The following is a 16,504-nucleotide window of genomic DNA, read 5'->3' as shown; positions in this document are numbered from 1 at the left end:
GGATACGGAAAAATTGATTTTTTTTAAAAGGCCGGTGTTAGCCACTGTTTGACCATGGTTAAGCCAATGCTTCGCCTTTTACAAATTCGCTAATAAATTTAACGGCGAGATGCTGGTATTTTTTTACGGACTCAATCGATAAGTTCATCCGTCTGGAAATCTCCGGATTTTTCAACCCTTGCCGCCTCAGCACGAACACCTTTTTTTGCTGTGGAGGCAATAAGCTGATCGCACGGTCTATCAGCTCGTACTGATCAGCCAAGCTTGTTACACCCTCTTCCTCGTGTACAGCGTCGAGTTCTAAGCGGTAAGCCTCCTTATTGCCCCGCTCGGCCACCATGCGGCGGATGTGGTTGAGCGTATGGTTGCGGCAGATGATAAATAGGAAGGCGTCAAACTTCTTAACTTGCGGGAGCGACTCACGGTCGATCCAGATTTTGGCAAATACCTCCTGTATGATTTCCCCGGTGACTTCGGTATCTTGAGTAAGTCCCTGTACATATGCACCAATCTGATTGTAGTATGCATAAAACAGTCTGGCAAACGCCTTTTCATCGCCATTGGCAATAAGCTTCAATACCGCTGCTTCATTGTTTAGTCTCTTTAATGCCATAATTTGGAGATAGGTAAACCCAAATTGTCATAACTGGTATACTGCAATACTAACACCTTTCTTACAAAGAGGCAACCTGTGCTGTCCTGTTTATGCACCAAAACACTACCCAATAATCGGCAAAAATATGTCCTATTGGAAATCCATATTCCCACTGCTTCCTCCCGTGGTAGAACAGGATTGGGATGATAGGTGTCAATTGCCTCCTTCTTTGCCTGATCTGTTGGTGGTAACCAGAAAACAGGCAGCTACCATCAAAAATGCCATATTGGCACGAAATGCCATTGCTGCACGGCTTTTGCTAACAATCGCAAAAATTGATTTGTTATGACCATCCAATTGACACAGGATAATAAGCTGAAAAAACTGATTGTTGTGGGCGACCGTGTGTTGATTAAGCCAACCAAGCCCAATGAACGAACCGAAAGCGGATTATACCTCCCTCCAGGGGTGCAGGAAAAAGAAAAAGTACAATGGGGATATGTGCTAAAAACCGGTCCGGGATACGCCATACCCGTGCCTGCAGAAGACGATGACGCTTGGAAACCTCAGGAAGAGCGGGTAAAGTATATTCCGTTACAAGCCAAAGAAGGCGATTTAGCTATTTTTCACATGGGTGCGTCCACCGAAATACAGTATCAAGGTGAAAAATATTTCATCGTACCGCAGAGTGCCATCCTCATGCTGGAGCGGGAAGAGGAGTTGTGAGCACTGTCTCGGGACGCTATGAAATAGTCCGTTTTCGGTAAGCCATGCGTAGCAAGCAGGTGCCTAACGCAACAATCATAAAGGCAATGGTCAATACAGCGGGCCGTCCGCTTGCAGCGAGCAGGCCCAATACCATTATCATCAATCCAACGCCTAACAACGCCAAGGCAACAGTTTTAATCGCCAATGCACTTTGCTGCTTCCCATGGGAAGCCACCTCGGCTCCATCGGCAGCAGCGTCGGCTGATGTTGCTATCCGGTAAGGCCGACGCCTGTAAACAACCTCGAAGATGGCCAGCAGCATGATGGGCAAGGACACGCCCAAGACCGTTTCTTGCATCCGGTCCAACATGACATTGAGCAGGGGCGGCGCGCCGAATTTGAAAAACACATTGATGGCTAAACTCACCAGGGTAGTAAAGAGGACGGAAAAGGCAGTTTGCCTGCGGGAAAATAATGCCCAAATGGCGGGGCCATAGAGCGGCACGCCAGTAAGTGCACCGATGCTAAGCACTACCTCGACAATGCCGCCCATTGCGGGTACCATCAGGGCCACCAACACGGTAATCATTCCAAACGCAAGCGTGGACAAACGGGCCACCCACATCAACGACCGGTTGGTAGCGCCGGGGTTTATCCGTTTATAGACATCATTGGTAAACACCGCAGACGATACATTGAGCGATGCATTCACTGAATCGGTGGTGGCAAAAATCATTCCCGTAATCATCAGGCCCATGAGGCCCGCCGGCAGCACCTCCTTACACATCATCAGATAGGCCCCCTCGTTTTCCAGTCCGGCGAGGTTGCCGTCAACCATCCGATAAAGCATCGGCGGCAGCATCCACACGACCGGACTAATCAGATACAGCCAGCCGAACAGGTAACCCACTTTCTTCGCTTCCCGTTTGGTGGGCACACTCGTGTACCGTTGTACATAAGCCCAGTTGCCGCCAATGAACACCATGTTATAAAGTCCGAAAGCGGCAATAAACCATGGGGTATATTCGCCGCCGGTAAGGTTAAAAAATCCTTCGGGTGCCGCGCTTACGAAAGCAGGTATGCCACCTACCCGCTCGAATGCCAGCGGCACGACGATCATCACCGCAGCGGTAAGCACCACGAATTGCAGCACATTGGTCACAATAACTGCCCATAACCCGCCGGAAGTCGTATAGAGCACGGCCATCAGACCGAAAAGCATGATTGCATAATGGGAAGGCAGGCCGGTTGACACGTTCACCAATTTCGCTACCGGATACAGGAAGGCCCCGTTGTAGGCAAAGCTCATCAGGAGAAAAACATACGTATAAAACTTATGGACACCGCTTCCGAATCGCTGTTGCACAAATTCGGCTGCGGTAAGCACACCGGTTTGCCGCCATCGCGGTGCGATGAAACGACCAATCAGGAATCCGGCAATGGCCATCATCCATTGTATGGTAATAGCCACCCATCCCTGTTCATAGGCAATGGCACCCCATACCACAAAAGTGCCCGCAGAGAAAAACCCCATGTACAGGGACAGACCGCTCATCCACCAGGGCAAGGCTCCGCTTGCGCCGAAATAAGACTGCATGTCCGCTTTGCGGTCGCTCATGGAAAGTCCGGCAACCAATATGCCGATGGAAAAAATCACGATTACCCAATAGTCAAGTGTCGTCATTGCACCCCCCCGTAACATCTGATGGCAAACAGGGCAGCGGGAACGTCATCGGACGGATGTTCGACATGGATCGTCAGCTTATCGGTCGTCACCGGTTCGTTCAAGACAATGATATTCCTTGTCTGGTAGTTATCCGTCTTTTGGTAGATCACGTTCCCGGCCGCATCTGCTATCCTGTAATTCCGCACACAAAACGGCATCACCCGTTCAGGATGAGTCATCAGCACAGACTCCATCGCATGGTCTGCATCCGTGTCAAACACCAGCACGATGCGGCTGATCGTTTCAGGCGTATCCCATTGCAACGAGACATGCGGATCAGCGTCATTGGGGTCAGCCACCCAGGCGTTAGGCCCGGTAACGGGTCGGTCTACGCCATTCCGGATATTATCCGGTTCGAATGCCAGCTGTGGATCAGCCAGTGCGATGGCGATATTCTGCCCTTCCGGGCGGCGTTGCGGACACCAGAACTCAAACTCATCCACCCCGGAGCCGACGGGCGGCTGCTGGTAGCCATTGTTAGACACTTTCTTGTTTACGCCATTGAACACCGAAAGCAGTCCTGTTATCCGCTGGTCGGTGTAAGGGAGCTGCACCTCGGGGTTTCCAAGGAAAGTCAGGAAAACATATTGTGCCTCCTCCAGCACCGCCTTGAAATCAAGCTCCAGGTCGGTCATCCCAGGCGCAAGCGCAACGGACTCCGTTGCCAGCACCGTATCGGGCGTAAATCCCCCTTTCCGGCTGCTCACCCGCAGTTCCACCACCAGCGCGGTATTGCCACTGGCCCGAACGGGCAGGGAAAACACCGGCACGGCGCCGGCATTTAGCGGCACCAACTGGGCAGCGCCGATGTCAAGCGATTTCCAGCGCAGATTTTCCCGCCGGAATCCAGAAAAAGCCAGGGTACTCGAAGCCGTCAGCCGCGCATGCGCGACCAGGTCAGCATCATCGGCCAACGCAAGGCCGGGAATATGCTGCCCCGTCTTCATCAATTCGCGCTGCAATTGGACCATGTGCCCCTGTTCGTAAAGCGCGCGTGGAAGCACACCCTGCCGTTTGCACAATGCTGCCGCCACCGCTACCGCCTGCCCCACGTAGGCACTGGTGGCCATCACACGCGTGGCGCCGAACGCCACGTGGCTCACGCTGATGATCCGGCCCGCAAAGAACAGGTTTTTGATGTTCCGGCTGTACAGGCACCGATACGGAATCTGGAAAACGCCCTTGCTATGCCATTGATTGCAAGGCTGCCGTTCGCTGAACACCCCGTCGGCGGGATGCAGATCAATGGACCATCCACCGTAGGCCACCGCATCGGGATGTGTGCGCTGCTCGATCAGGTCGCGCTGGCTCAGCATGTAGTCGCCCTCGAAACGGCGGCTCTCACGCTTGCCCGGGATCATCCCTACCCATTCCAGCGTCATGGTCTCGGCCTCCGGAAACTTACCGGAGTTTTTAATATAGTCCCAGATGCCGTACACCACGCGCCACAGCTCCCACTTGATACGCTCCGTATCATGTACCGTATCCAGGCGCCCCCCGTGCTCCACCCACCAGAGCTGGCAGCCATGCTCATTGGCCTTGAAATTCCGGAAACGCGGAATCTCCTTAGACACATCTATGGCAAAGGAGGGCGCGGTAAACTTCACCGGTTTTCCGGTATCCTTGCTGTAGAAATACAGTGAATGCCCCAGCAGCTCGCCATAGTCAGCATCCGGTGCCATGGGCTCATCAAACACTTCCCGCCCTTCAGCGCCCATGCGGAACGCTGCTCCCGCCAGAAAGCCCACGATACCGTCGCCGGAAGCATCGCAAAACAGAGGCGCTTCCAGGTGATAGGTGGTCGAATTCTGGCTGCAAAAGGCCTTCAGACTCCGGATAGTATCGGGGTCGGCCTTTTCCACCTCATATACCGCCGTATTGAGCAGCAGCGTGATATTCGGTTCCTGAACCACCTTGTCGAGCAGAATCATGTCCAGGATAATGGGATTGCCTTCGGGGTTCTGGTACATGTTTTCCACCAGCAACTCGTCTATGACCCCCCCTTCCCTGCTCCAGCGATTGTTGTTACCCATGTGCGAGGTAGCCCCCAATATCCATAGGCGCACCTCACTCGAGGCGTTGCCGCCCAATACCGGCCGGTCCTGCACCAGCACCACCTTCAACCCCTGCCTTGCCGCGGTGATGGCTGCACACGTGCCAGACAGACCTCCGCCTGTAATCACCAAGTCTGCTGACAAGGTGACCGTCCGGGAATATCTTCTATCAATTTCCGCTTCTTGAATCATGTCTTTATAGGTACTGTAAAATCAATTCTTTTCGTTCAACGTCATGGTTTGCTGCAAGGCTACATAGCCTGTGGGCTTGACGACTTTCAGCAAAATATCCTCCTGGAATCCGGTCACAGGCAAGGTGATCTCCGCGCTTTCGCCCGGTTCCAGGTCCGGTAAGTTTACCCGGGTATGTGGCGTTTCCAGCACATAGCCCTGTACCCTGTAGGCCGGGAAATCGGCCCGTGCACTTATTTTCAGCCGCAGCTCATGCACACCCTTACCCCCGGGCTGAAAACCCGTTTTTTCCACGGTCAGTGGAGCCATTTCCTGTTGATAAACCTGATAAGCCGGCCGGGCCGAGCGACCCGGACCCACCAGCCCCCACGGCCGGTAGCCGTTGGCATTGCTGCCGTAGTAGCGGCTTTGGTAATCGTTGTAGGTCCACCAGGCTGCACCGGCCACGTAGGGACGCTTCCGGAGTTCACCCATCACCTCAGTGATGTGCTGTACCTGCCCCGCTTCACCTTTTGCGTTGTCTGCCCGCACGCCCCATTCACTGATCAGGACCGGCTTATCCGGATAAAGCCGGTGAATGTGATCCAGCGCCTTGGCGTGGTTGCCGTAGATATTGGCGCTTACAAAGTCCACATACTGGCTGGCTTCGTCCTCCGGTTTTTCCGGCAGGCTATTCAGCCGCATGGTGGCAAAGGTATACAGTCTTGTGGCGTCCAGTTCCTTCGCATAAGCGATCATATCTTCGGTCCAGCGCTGGCCCTCCGGCTCGTCAGACAGGTACTCATTGCCTACACTGTAGGCTATTACGCTCGGATGATTCCAGTCGCGTTCAACCATCTCACGGAATTGCTGTTTGAACTTCGTGCGGATGGTGTCGTTGTCCAGTTGCTTCGGCGTAAGCTGCCAGTTGCCGGCTTCAGTAATGATCAGCATGCCGTAACGGTCTGCCAGGTCGTAGAAATATTCCGCCGGTGTATAATGCGTCAGGCGCTGAAACTCCATGCCCGCTTCCTTCATGAGCCGGAAATCCCGCTCAATGAGCCAGTCAGGCTCCAGTGAGCCTAAGCCCGGATAATCCAACACGCGGTTGCCCCCACCCAGCCGCACCGGCCGGCCGTTCAGCAGCAGTTGCGCATCGCGGACCTCCACTTTGCGGATCCCGAAGTTTGTCGCCACGGTATCGCTGCCCACCGCTGCGGCAAGGTTATACAATGTGGGCGAATTGATGTCCCACAGCTCGGTTTGGGCGGCAGAAAGCTTGCTGCTTGATTCCAGAGTGAGCGTTTCGCCTGCCGGTATGCGCAAGGCGCCGGTTTGCCACCGCAGCGGAATGGTCTGCTCGCCGAGGCGCACGATGAAATCGGATTTGGGCGAAACCGCCTGCTTTGAGGCATTGCGTATGCGGACTTTTGTCTTCAGAACGGCATCGCCCTTGTCCAGGTCAGGCGTCGCCTCCACCTTCAGGTTTTCGATGTAGACCTCGGGTTCCACGGTCAGGTACACCGGCCGGATCAGTCCACCGTAGTTGATCCAGGCCGGATACGAACCGTTGATATCATAATTATCCTTCACCGCCGGCACGGTATTCAGCTTCCAGGTGTCGTTGCTTACAGACACAGCCAGCAGGTTATCACCTTCCTTCAGATAATCGGTTATATCAAAATGAAAAGGCGTGTACCCCCCTTCATGCGTACCTACCTCTTGCCCGTTCAGCCATACCCTTGTCAGGTAATAGGCCGCATCAAAATGCAGGATCACGCGCTCGCCAGACGCGGGCTTCCACGCAAATGATTTGCGGTACCATGCTGTGCCCGTGTAAAACAGGTAACGCGGATCGGAAGAAAAACAGTGCGGCACCGTCACGATGTCCTGTCTATTGGTCCGGGTTATGCCATCAAGGTACCATTGACCGCTTATGCCCTGATCGGCCAGATCAAGCGCAAATGTCCATTCGCCGTGCAGCGTGATGGCGTTGGGATGCCGGATATGGTATTGGGCCAATACGCCACCCGTAAAGCCACAGGCCAAAACCAGCAGGATCAATCGTTTAATTCCGTTCATTTCAATACAAGTTAAGTCTGGTTCGTTAATTTGATCACCTTCAGCCCCCATGGCGGTAAATCTACCGCGAAACGCCCTTCTTCCACCCGCACGTCCTCGAGTTTCTCGCCCTTTTCGTCCAATAAAACGGCTGTGGAATATGCCGGCAGCGCAAGCCCTTGGAGCGATACCGAACTGCGCTGCGCCGTCGTGCTGTTGTTCAATAGCATCAGGTACATAGCGGTTCCACGGGTTGCTTTCGCCGCCATGAAATCCACCCGGGGGTTTTCAACGGTTACCGCCCCTATCGGGAGATACAGCGTTGCCGGAGCACCGAAAATCTGTCCGTCGGCAAAACCATACGGCTGGTGCGGCCCCACCTTCGGCGTGATGAAGCCCTTGGGAAAATTGATCTGTCCGTCGGAGCGTAGAGCAATTTCCGCAATCAGGTAGTCGGTGATCCACCCCACCTGCCACCACGCATGATGGGGGAACGGGCCTGACCCCGCATCCATTCGCGCCCAGTAGTAGGAAGCCACGCGGGTGGCCGGATCTACGAAGGCATCGCGCCCCCAGGCCGCGGCGCGAGCCATATCCAAAAACAGGCGCTCACCCGTCAGGCCCGCCATCCGTACAAACAGGCCGGCATGGCTGGCCAGCAGGATCGGGCCGCCACCGTTTGCTGAGCCCAGTGTTCCTCCATGCTCAAAACTAAGGCCCACCTGCGAAATTTCCCAATCTTCCTTTCGCTTTCCTTTTACTTCCTTGACCCGTTGCGAGGGTGTCGGATGGGTATACACCGAGGCCGTGTAAATCCTCGCCGCATCAATGGCAGCCTGGCGGTATACGGTATCGCCCGTCTGCTCATAGAGGTCCAGCAACGCCTGGGCGCTTTGTCCTGTCGCAAAGTCCGGTACAAAGCGCACATCGCCGCATACCCCCAGGAAATGCCCCTTGTTTACGGCCTCACGCACGTACCAGTCGGCACCCCGGATAGCGCCCTGAAGGTATTTTTTATCGCCCAGCAGGCGGTGGGCCACCAGGAGCCCATAAAACGTAGGGCGCAAATCCAGCTGGTCGGTAAATGCAGGCTGCTCGGTATGCCGGTCGTACGCCACCTGCCAGCTTCCATCGGGCCGCTGCCATTCCAGCAGCTTGTCTGCTCCCCGCCTCAGGCGGTCTTTCAGTTCCTTGTCGTCCGGCTCGAAAAGCAGAATGTTGCCAATGTCCAGCAGCGTATAGTACGTCAGGGCAATCGGTTCCACATAATCGCCCCACTCTTCGGTAAACCGCTTGCTTTTCCATAAGTAATACTGTCCAACCGCTGCGCCCTGGAAAAACCCATCTGCGGTCTGCTGCTGTGTCAGTTTAAAGTTCCGCGCCGGCTGTAGCCGGGTTTCGTTCAGCACGGCATCCTGCGTAATGCGGGCCAGCATCCACATGGCTCCGTAATCCGCGTTTTTCATCGCGTCTTTATCGGCACCCACTACTCCTCCAAGATACGATTGCGCCCCTATCTCCAGCCCCTGGTAGTTATGGACGTTCCATAGCGATGTCGAGTCATCCTTCAGGTAGTCCAGCATTGAGCGCACGCGGTCGGTCAGTGACTGCCGCGTATTCTTGAGCCGCACGGCTTCATCAAAGTCATAGACGTCATAGATGGCGTGTTTGTATACCTTAAACCAGTCGGCGCGTTGCAGCGAATACCTGAACCGGAAGACGCGTTCTTCACCCGCATTCAGGTAGGAATCCACCTCACCCAGCACCGGATGGTACAGTGTGGGAGAAAGCCCACCCCCGCGGTTCATCAGCGACAGGCCGAGCCGCCATTGGTCGCGCGAATCCCTGCTGTCCGCCCAGGGATCAGCGGCCGTGCCCGGTTCGGGGATTACGGCCAACGTCACGCCCTGTTTGTTTTGGATGAAAGCTGCCAGCGTGCTTGCCGTACGTTCGCGCACCACCACCGGGAGGCTGGGGATGCCCTGCCCGTACGCATAGGCCCGCAGCAGGTCCGGCTGGATGGCACGGCCCTGGAAATAACCGGGCAGCATGGCCCATTCCAGATCACCCGGCTCGGTGTTGAAAAGTGTGGGCGTCGCAAATGAAAAATAACCGGCCTGCCTGGCCGTCACACGCATTTCCACGAGCACATCATGGGTATAAAGGCGATCCAGCGACCAAATGATCTGCGCGGTAAACCGATCCGTTTGGTGCATAAATTCTACCCCGTGGGCCGAGGACCTGGCGCTTGACGGAAAAAACGAAACCGCCTCGCCCGCCGTATTCAGCGGCACCGGACGGAAGCAATCCCGCCACCGGTTAAGGATGTATTTATATTCGTCAAAGACATGACCTTTCGCTTCGGCAAGCAGCCCGGTGTTTATGGCGGTATCGGGCTTGCCGGCCGTATATAGCCCCACGTAGCTTCCCTCCGGAGCATCCAGAGCGAGGGAATCTGCACCGGGATTCAGCACGATTTCCCGCAGTACATACCCGCCGGCAGTGGGTACCCATTTCAAGCGCAGGTGCCCGTTTTCCAGCACCACGTTTTGCTGGGCAAACAAGCAGGCCGGCACCAGGTGTGCCAGTAGCAATAACACCGATGTAAAGGATTGTTTTTCGCAACGTCTCATAATCATCAATCAAGGCGGGTTAAGTGATATTCCATAGCGGGTTCTATCGGGAAGGAAAACGACGATTGCAGGTCATCCAACCCGATGACCTGTTCCTGGCCCGCTGCACGGTTTTCAATGCGGTATTTCCCCGGTTTCCAGCCGGCGAAAGATTTGTGGATGACGGCTGCACGCTCACCGTCGGGGAAGTAAAAGCGATAGGTAAACGGCTCATCCGATGTCGGGTAAACCCGGGCGTGGTAACGCTGGTCGGCTTGTTCGATGACCACGCCTTTGCCGCCAACGAATACCGGTATCTTATCCAAGGGAAAAGCATAGTTCTCCAGCGTTGTGGGGCCCTGGAACCACTGTTTGGTTTCATAATCCATCCATCTGCCCGCCGGAAGGTAGACACTCCGTGTCTTGGCAGTAGCATAATCATTGCCATACAGCGGCGTTGCCAGCAAGGACTCCCCCAGCATCCACGCATATTGGCGCCGTTGCGTTCCCGCTAAGCGGTACGTGGCTGAATCATGGGGAAATGCCAGCGGAAGGGGTGTCATGGCGTATGGGAAGCCGGTGTGATAACCTTTGACGGCTTCGCTGTATATATAAGCGGCATGCGCCGCGTGCCAATGGGCTGCCTTCTTCACGGCGTTTTCGTAGGTAGAGGATTCCAGGTGCCACGGCCCGTATCCCATGGCCATTACCGGGCTTACGGCCACGGTCATCGCATTGCGGACGAAATACAGCTTCTGATCATCGGTCAAGGGCTTCTCCAGGTACTTGCCGGCTACAATATCCAGGTAAACCGCTGAAACGCCGCTCGCCGCGTAATTAAGGCCATTGATCAGCGGTCGGTCCTGGTCAAACCCGTGCTTCGTGTCTTCCAGCCTGAGGATGTCGCCCGCCACCGAATAAGCACTGTTCCTGGCCATGACCAAGTAGCCGCGCTCCATCAACGCTTCATTCACCTTGTTCAGCTTGGCATCGTTATCGAGTTTCTTGCCATCAAAGAGCATCAGGTCTTCCTTAAACCCATCCACTCCCCACCGGTCTGCCCCTGCCGCGTACCAATCCACGGCCTCCGGCTTTTTACCATCCAGCAGGAATACCTTTCCCTGCGGAAAATTCACCCGGTAAGTTTCAGGCTTTCCGCTGCCGATAAAATAGTTCTTCGCAAGACCTTCTTGCATATATTTTCCGTCGTTCTCCGGTGTATAGAAGCCCCCATACTCCTCGGGGGCCTTGAAGTTTATGCGCAAGCCCAGCAAGAGGCTGATATCCCGGGCCCTGAAAAAATCCTTGAACGCCTGCGGATCCGGATAGCGCGGGTTGGGCAGGCCATCCTTCCTGCCAGCGGTAGCCGCGTCATCCCAGATACCGAAACTCGTGGTAGCGCCTTCTGTGGGTTTGCGCCGCTCACCCTTCCAGAATCCCGATCCCACCACCGCCCATTTCAGCGGGTACCCGCGCTCCAGATAAGCCGCAATGTCCTGCTCCACGGAAGACTGGTAAGTGTTCCATCCCAACGACCCGAATGCCTCATACCCCAACTGGAAAAACCGGTACTTCGGCTTCAGATCCGGATAACCTTCCGCTGCCTTCACCTGTTTATAGGCCTGGTAAATCTGCTTGGGCATACCGAAAAAATAGTAAATCGTCGCGGCCTTCGCTGCGGCAACGCCTAGCCTGTTTTCCGTTTGGGTGATGGCCACCCGATTGGTCCGCTCGCTGAACAGTACCTGCGCAAAGTTGTGGGCCGGGAAAATGGTAAACGTGGAGATAAAACGATGCTCGTTGTTACGGTTTCCGAAATCATCGTCCCTGAATCCCGTCACATCGGTACTCGAGCCGAAGCCACCGTGGTCTCCCAGCCCATATGCCGGGCTGAGCGGTGCCGCCTGGAAGTCAATGCGGTACAGCTGCTCCGGTACAGCGGCGTCCCCCTCAGGTGTCAGCGTCATCGAAAAGAAATCATCACCAAGCCGGAGGCGTATTTTGGCCGTCAAGCCGGCCGTGCTGGTCACACGGGCGATGAGCGAGTCGCCACCGTATTGCAGCACACGCCCCTCACGGATGCCGTGCATGCCTGTGTCCGTCACATGGGAAAAGACCGGATTTCCCAGCGCATGCCGAGGCATGTGCTTTTGCGCACTTTCCGCCCACATGGCCATGGTGGTGGTATCGACATAAAGCGTATAACCAGTCCGAGCAAGCGCGATGGTTGCTTGGCCTTGCGCATGCGCCGCCGCCGCTCCCAGGAGCAAGCACAGCGCAATCAAAATCTTTTGCACTATCAACACCACGCCTTCCTAGTCCTTGATCATTGCCACAAGTTCGTCCAAATGATCTTCATAGACACCCCTTGGCGTTGTGTTGTGCGCCTTGGCAATGGACGCGGCCATCCCGACCACCTCACCCATCATTCCGCAGGTCCGCATTACGCGGGTACTTCCAAAAGCCACATGCGTGGTACTGATGTTGCGGCCGGCCATAAACAGGTTGGGAATATTGCGGCTATACAGGCAACGATAAGGTATTGTATAAGGCGCCACCCGGATGTGTTCGGTACCGGCAAAAAACTCTTCCCCCGGGAAATAAAGACTGTTTTCTTTTTGCGGAAAATGCAGGTCAATGGTCCATGTGGCCGTCACGGTGGCGTCCGGATACATCTTGCCCTCCTGTATGTCCATCTGCGTCAGGATGTGATCGCCCAGCAAGCGCCGGGATTCCCGTTTACCACCAATGTATGCCACCCAGGCCAGCTCACGCTTGCCGTATTTCTCGGTCTTGTTATTCTTCAGGTATGACCAGTTGCCGTAAACCGCACGGAGGTTATGATCACGGATTTTCTCAGCCTCGGTAATGGTGTTCATGTTGCCAAAGCCCGTCTCCCACTGCCAGTCGGACCGTTCCTCATCTATGTGGTACTCATCTGAAAACGGCAAGGCCCACGGGGTTTCGGGAAAGCTTGTCACCGAATCCACGGGCAGCGAAGCCCAGAGGTTTGACGTGCCCAAGGTAAAATCATCGGCCTTTTCCGGAGCCAGTGATTCCCCCGTTTCGGCCCGGCTTTCCCGTCCCATGCGGTAGTCTGCACCCGCAAGGTAGCCCACGGTGCCATCGCCCGTGCAATCGGAAAAATAAGTACCCGTAAACCGGACTTCCCTGTTGGTCTTGATGTTCCGGCCAATGACCGCTGAAATCCGTCCCCCCTCCATCTCCACCTGGTAAACATGCGTATTCAGATACAGGTCTATATTCTTTTCATAACTGACCACGTCCAGTTTCCGTTTGTCGCCATAGTCGCTTCCACTTGGATTTCCGTTTCCCGGATCGCCGTTATCCAGCTCGCGCACCACCCTGCCCAGTTTGGGGTGATGGTTCTTGTCAATATCGCCGCGTAGGTGCACCCGCACTTCCGAGCTGTTATTGCCACCCAGGACCGGGCGATCCTGGATGAGCGCAACCTTCAGTCCCAGCCGCGCCGCCACTACAGCAGCACATGTACCCGCAATGCCGCCACCCACAACCACCAGATCAAAGTGCCCGGCTTCTTTCCGGGTCTGGTCCAGGCTGAGCAGCTCGCGCCGCAGACCGGACATCCCTGCAGAGTCCTGCGGCGGTTCACTGCCGGAGGTGCTGAAAAGCAATGCATCACAGCGCCCGTTGAAACCGGTCAGGTCCTTCAGCCGTATTTCAGCGGCAGCCTCATCAACCTTCACCTCACCGCCATAATACCATTTCCAGTCCACTGAACCGCTTTCGCCGAACACGCCCCCTGCCGGCTTGCCGTTCACCCACACCTGAAATTTACCCGGTCCTTTCGGGAACGGTGCCCAGTCTTTTGTCCGCACCCACAGGTGATACGTGCCGGGTTGCTCAAACCGGACGGTCGTCGTGGCATCCGCCACGGGCCTTCCCATGCCATGCGCCATGAGGTACGACGATTGGATAACCGGGAACGACTGCTGGTCGATCACCCATCCCCCCGGATCATCAAATGATTCGGCTTCCACCAGAACCTGGGTCTGCGCTTTTACGTGCACTGACAGTGCCCCCAGTAAGGCCAGCAGGCAGTAACGGGCTATAAAATTCAGTGGTATCTTCATGATTGTCTGTTTAGTAAATGTTCTATTCGTTCTGCAATAACTTCGTTGAAATCACCTTTATCCGTCGCCAGGCGGGTTCTCAGCGCGTTGGTCAGCGGCAATTGCTCCATTTTGTCCAAGATGCCCAGCTTCAGCCGGTAGCTTCCGCCCAGGAACGTTTCCCACAGCCAATTCTGCCGTTCCTCACCGGAAAAATAGGTTGGGGAAAGCCGCTTCAGCACATGGGCGGCCAGGAAAACATTAGGGCTGCGGATCAGGTTGATCACCGGTTCCCGGTAGTCGGGCTCCACATTCCCCTGGTTGTCCATCACCTTATCCAACGCAAAATACTGATACCGGTGGTTACGGCTTTCCAGAAAATGCAGCAGCAAGGGTGGGTCCACCAAGCTATCGGTGATCTTGGCAATGGTATCCACCACGCGGCCATGAGCGATATGCCAAAGCGTATAGCACGTATACAGGGCTCCCGGTATGACCACCGCCTGCAGGGACTTTGCCGTGGCCCCCGTCACCGCGTCGACCTCGCCCGGCGAAGTCTTGGTGGCCGACTCCACAAGCTCCTCCATTTCGTAGTCTTTCAGCAGCGAGTTGGAGTCCGCCAATATCTCGTGCAGCTTCGCATATTCCTCCCGCTTGAACTCCTCGTGGTCCATCTTGGTTAGCGACTCGTTGAGCGGAACCGTATACCGCAGATAGCTGCCCAGCAGGTCCCAATAGAGGTCTATATACACGGGCTTGCATACATCGTCGTCACAGACCGGCGTAAAGATACGCGCATGGTAATGTCCGGGCATGCCGGCACTGTCACGCACCAGCCGGACCTCATAGCTTATCCCGTTATACTCGTTTACGGGATAAGCCAAAGAATCGGCCGCATGGGGCGTCCGCGCATACGCAGCATTTACATTGGCAGCAGCAGCAATCGATATGAACAACACCAGTCTGCACATAGCGATCAGTTCCAATCAGGGTTTTGGGTCAGTTCCGGATTGGCATTGATTTCATCCTGCGGTATGGGGAAATACCTGTTTCTGGGCTGCACGTTCCTCACCGGATACACGTCATTTACCGCGTTGGGGATCACTTCAAGGAATTTCCCCGTACGCGTCAGGTCATACCAGCGGTCGCCCTCGGCAAAAAACTCCCAGGCCCGCTCCTGGATGACGGCATCAATGAAATCACCTTGGCTCAGCCCTGCCGGCAGCTCACCCAGGCCAGCCCTGGTCCTGATGGCATTCACATAGTCATACGCCTTGGCCGTGGGGCCATGAAGACGCGCTTCCGCCTCTGCCGCAATCAGGTAGATGTCTGCAAGCCTGAAGATGGGCAGGTTACGTGTCGAACTGGTCGTGGAGACCGGATCCTGGTATTTTTTTATCAATACACCCTCCGGCGTAATCGGGGTGATCTCCCGTTGGGGCACCCACCTCCCTGACCGGTCCAGATAAGTGGTATCCAGCAGCAGTCTCCTTTCATCAGCCGGATCAAAGGAGTTGAAGAAATCCATATAGGCAAACATGGAACCGTAGGAAGTACGGGCATATTCAACGCCCCCGCTGCCGGAAGGCCCCGTCAGCCCCACCATCTGGTGACCGTTGCCCGGGGAGATGGCATCTACTTCAAAGGCCCATATCATTTCCCTGCGCGCCTCTTCCTCATTTGCATGATGGAAAAGCTGTACCACATCATCAATAAGCGAATACGTCTGCGTCCCTAATATCGCCTCTGCTTTTTGCAGGGCAATCTCCCAATCTTCGTTATACAATGCGGCCTTTGCATGCAGCGCCTGGACGGCCTCCCGTGAAGGCCTGCCGGGCTCGACTGCCGGAAACGAAGGCAATCCGGCATTGTAAGCCATGTCCAGATCGGCATAGATCTGCGCATAAACCTCATTGAGCGGGCTTTTCGGCGTGTAAGCCTCGGCTTCTGTGGTGCTCGGCACTATTTTGACGGGAATCTCCCCAAAGTTTTTGGCCAGCATCCAGTGGTAAAATGCCCGTAGAAAATGTGCTTCCCCTATGATCTCCTGCTTACGTGTTTCATTCATCTGGGTTCCGGGCACCTTGGCGATGATCCAGTTGGCCCGTTCAATACCCTGGTAGCAGGACGTCCATATCTGCTGGGGTGACTCATTCAGCCTACCCTGGCTCCGCTGCGTGGTGTAGGTAGGCTCCACGGTAAACAACGTCAGCGTATTGCGGCCCACGACCGCACGCGGATACGTCTGGTCATCGCTGAAGTCAGGCACCAGCAAAGCCGCCGGCCCGCCATATAGCCCACCCAGCGCCCCATAGGCAGCAACCAACGCCTTTTCGGCGTCTGAAGCGGTCTGGTAGTAAGATTCGGTAAAAATTGACGAATAAATCGTTTCGTCAAGCTTGCACGCTGACATTCCCGAGCCAATAGCCAGGAACAGCATGGTTTTGTATAATTTGTTAAGCGATTTCATTGCCTGTTGTATT

At 55.3% G+C, this 16,504-nt stretch carries 11 protein-coding genes; 1 reads left to right on the top strand and 10 read right to left on the bottom strand.

What is annotated here, in order from left to right:
- Positions 1-58: 58 nt before the first annotated feature.
- Complete coding sequence (locus tag B5X72_RS02510) at positions 59-613, bottom strand: sigma-70 family RNA polymerase sigma factor (RefSeq protein ID WP_079715238.1); 555 nt, start codon at positions 611-613, stop codon at positions 59-61.
- A gap of 61 nt (positions 614-674) precedes the next feature.
- Entirely contained in the window at positions 675-833 is a 159-nt protein-coding gene (locus tag B5X72_RS21160) for an Rpn family recombination-promoting nuclease/putative transposase (protein ID WP_370584493.1), read from the bottom strand.
- Between the two features lie 107 nt (positions 834-940).
- On the opposite strand from B5X72_RS21160, the gene B5X72_RS02500 reads away from it, so the two are divergent.
- Positions 941-1,321 (top strand): co-chaperone GroES, encoded by a 381-nt coding sequence (locus B5X72_RS02500; RefSeq protein WP_200120757.1) that lies wholly within the window; start codon positions 941-943, stop codon positions 1,319-1,321.
- Between the two features lie 16 nt (positions 1,322-1,337).
- On the opposite strand, the gene B5X72_RS02495 is transcribed toward B5X72_RS02500, so the two are convergent.
- From B5X72_RS02495 to B5X72_RS02460, 8 genes are read right to left on the bottom strand one after another with little or no spacing between them, the layout of a single operon-like run.
- Entirely contained in the window at positions 1,338-2,987 is a 1,650-nt protein-coding gene (locus tag B5X72_RS02495) for a sodium:solute symporter family protein (RefSeq protein WP_079715236.1), read from the bottom strand.
- Entirely contained in the window at positions 2,984-5,275 is a 2,292-nt protein-coding gene (locus tag B5X72_RS02490) for an FAD-dependent oxidoreductase (protein WP_079715235.1), read from the bottom strand. The genes B5X72_RS02495 and B5X72_RS02490 overlap by 4 nt, the downstream gene beginning before the upstream one ends.
- Before the next feature lie 21 nt (positions 5,276-5,296).
- On the bottom strand, positions 5,297-7,336 hold the full coding sequence (locus B5X72_RS02485) for a glycoside hydrolase family 2 protein (protein WP_079715403.1): 2,040 nt from the start codon (positions 7,334-7,336) through the stop codon (positions 5,297-5,299).
- Between the two features lie 11 nt (positions 7,337-7,347).
- Complete coding sequence (locus B5X72_RS02480; RefSeq protein ID WP_245826781.1) at positions 7,348-9,954, bottom strand: beta-L-arabinofuranosidase domain-containing protein; 2,607 nt, start codon at positions 9,952-9,954, stop codon at positions 7,348-7,350.
- Positions 9,954-12,224, bottom strand: a complete 2,271-nt coding sequence (locus tag B5X72_RS02475; protein WP_217698078.1) for a TIM-barrel domain-containing protein — start codon at positions 12,222-12,224, stop codon at positions 9,954-9,956. Before B5X72_RS02475 ends, B5X72_RS02480 begins: the two co-directional genes overlap by 1 nt.
- An 18-nt stretch (positions 12,225-12,242) precedes the next feature.
- A complete protein-coding gene (locus B5X72_RS02470; protein WP_079715233.1) occupies positions 12,243-14,042 on the bottom strand; it encodes an FAD-dependent oxidoreductase in 1,800 nt (599 codons plus the stop codon).
- Positions 14,039-15,007, bottom strand: a complete 969-nt coding sequence (locus tag B5X72_RS02465; protein ID WP_139378489.1) for a hypothetical protein — start codon at positions 15,005-15,007, stop codon at positions 14,039-14,041. The genes B5X72_RS02470 and B5X72_RS02465 overlap by 4 nt, the downstream gene beginning before the upstream one ends.
- Positions 14,998-16,491, bottom strand: coding sequence for a RagB/SusD family nutrient uptake outer membrane protein (locus B5X72_RS02460; RefSeq protein ID WP_079715231.1), 1,494 nt, complete (start codon positions 16,489-16,491; stop codon positions 14,998-15,000). The genes B5X72_RS02465 and B5X72_RS02460 overlap by 10 nt, the downstream gene beginning before the upstream one ends.
- Positions 16,492-16,504 lie beyond the last annotated feature (13 nt).

This window comes from Parapedobacter luteus (genome assembly GCF_900168055.1).
Classification (GTDB): Bacteria; Bacteroidota; Bacteroidia; order Sphingobacteriales; family Sphingobacteriaceae; genus Parapedobacter; species Parapedobacter luteus.
Note: the sequence above shows the minus strand (reverse complement) of the source record. Positions and strands in the feature narration are given on the sequence as shown.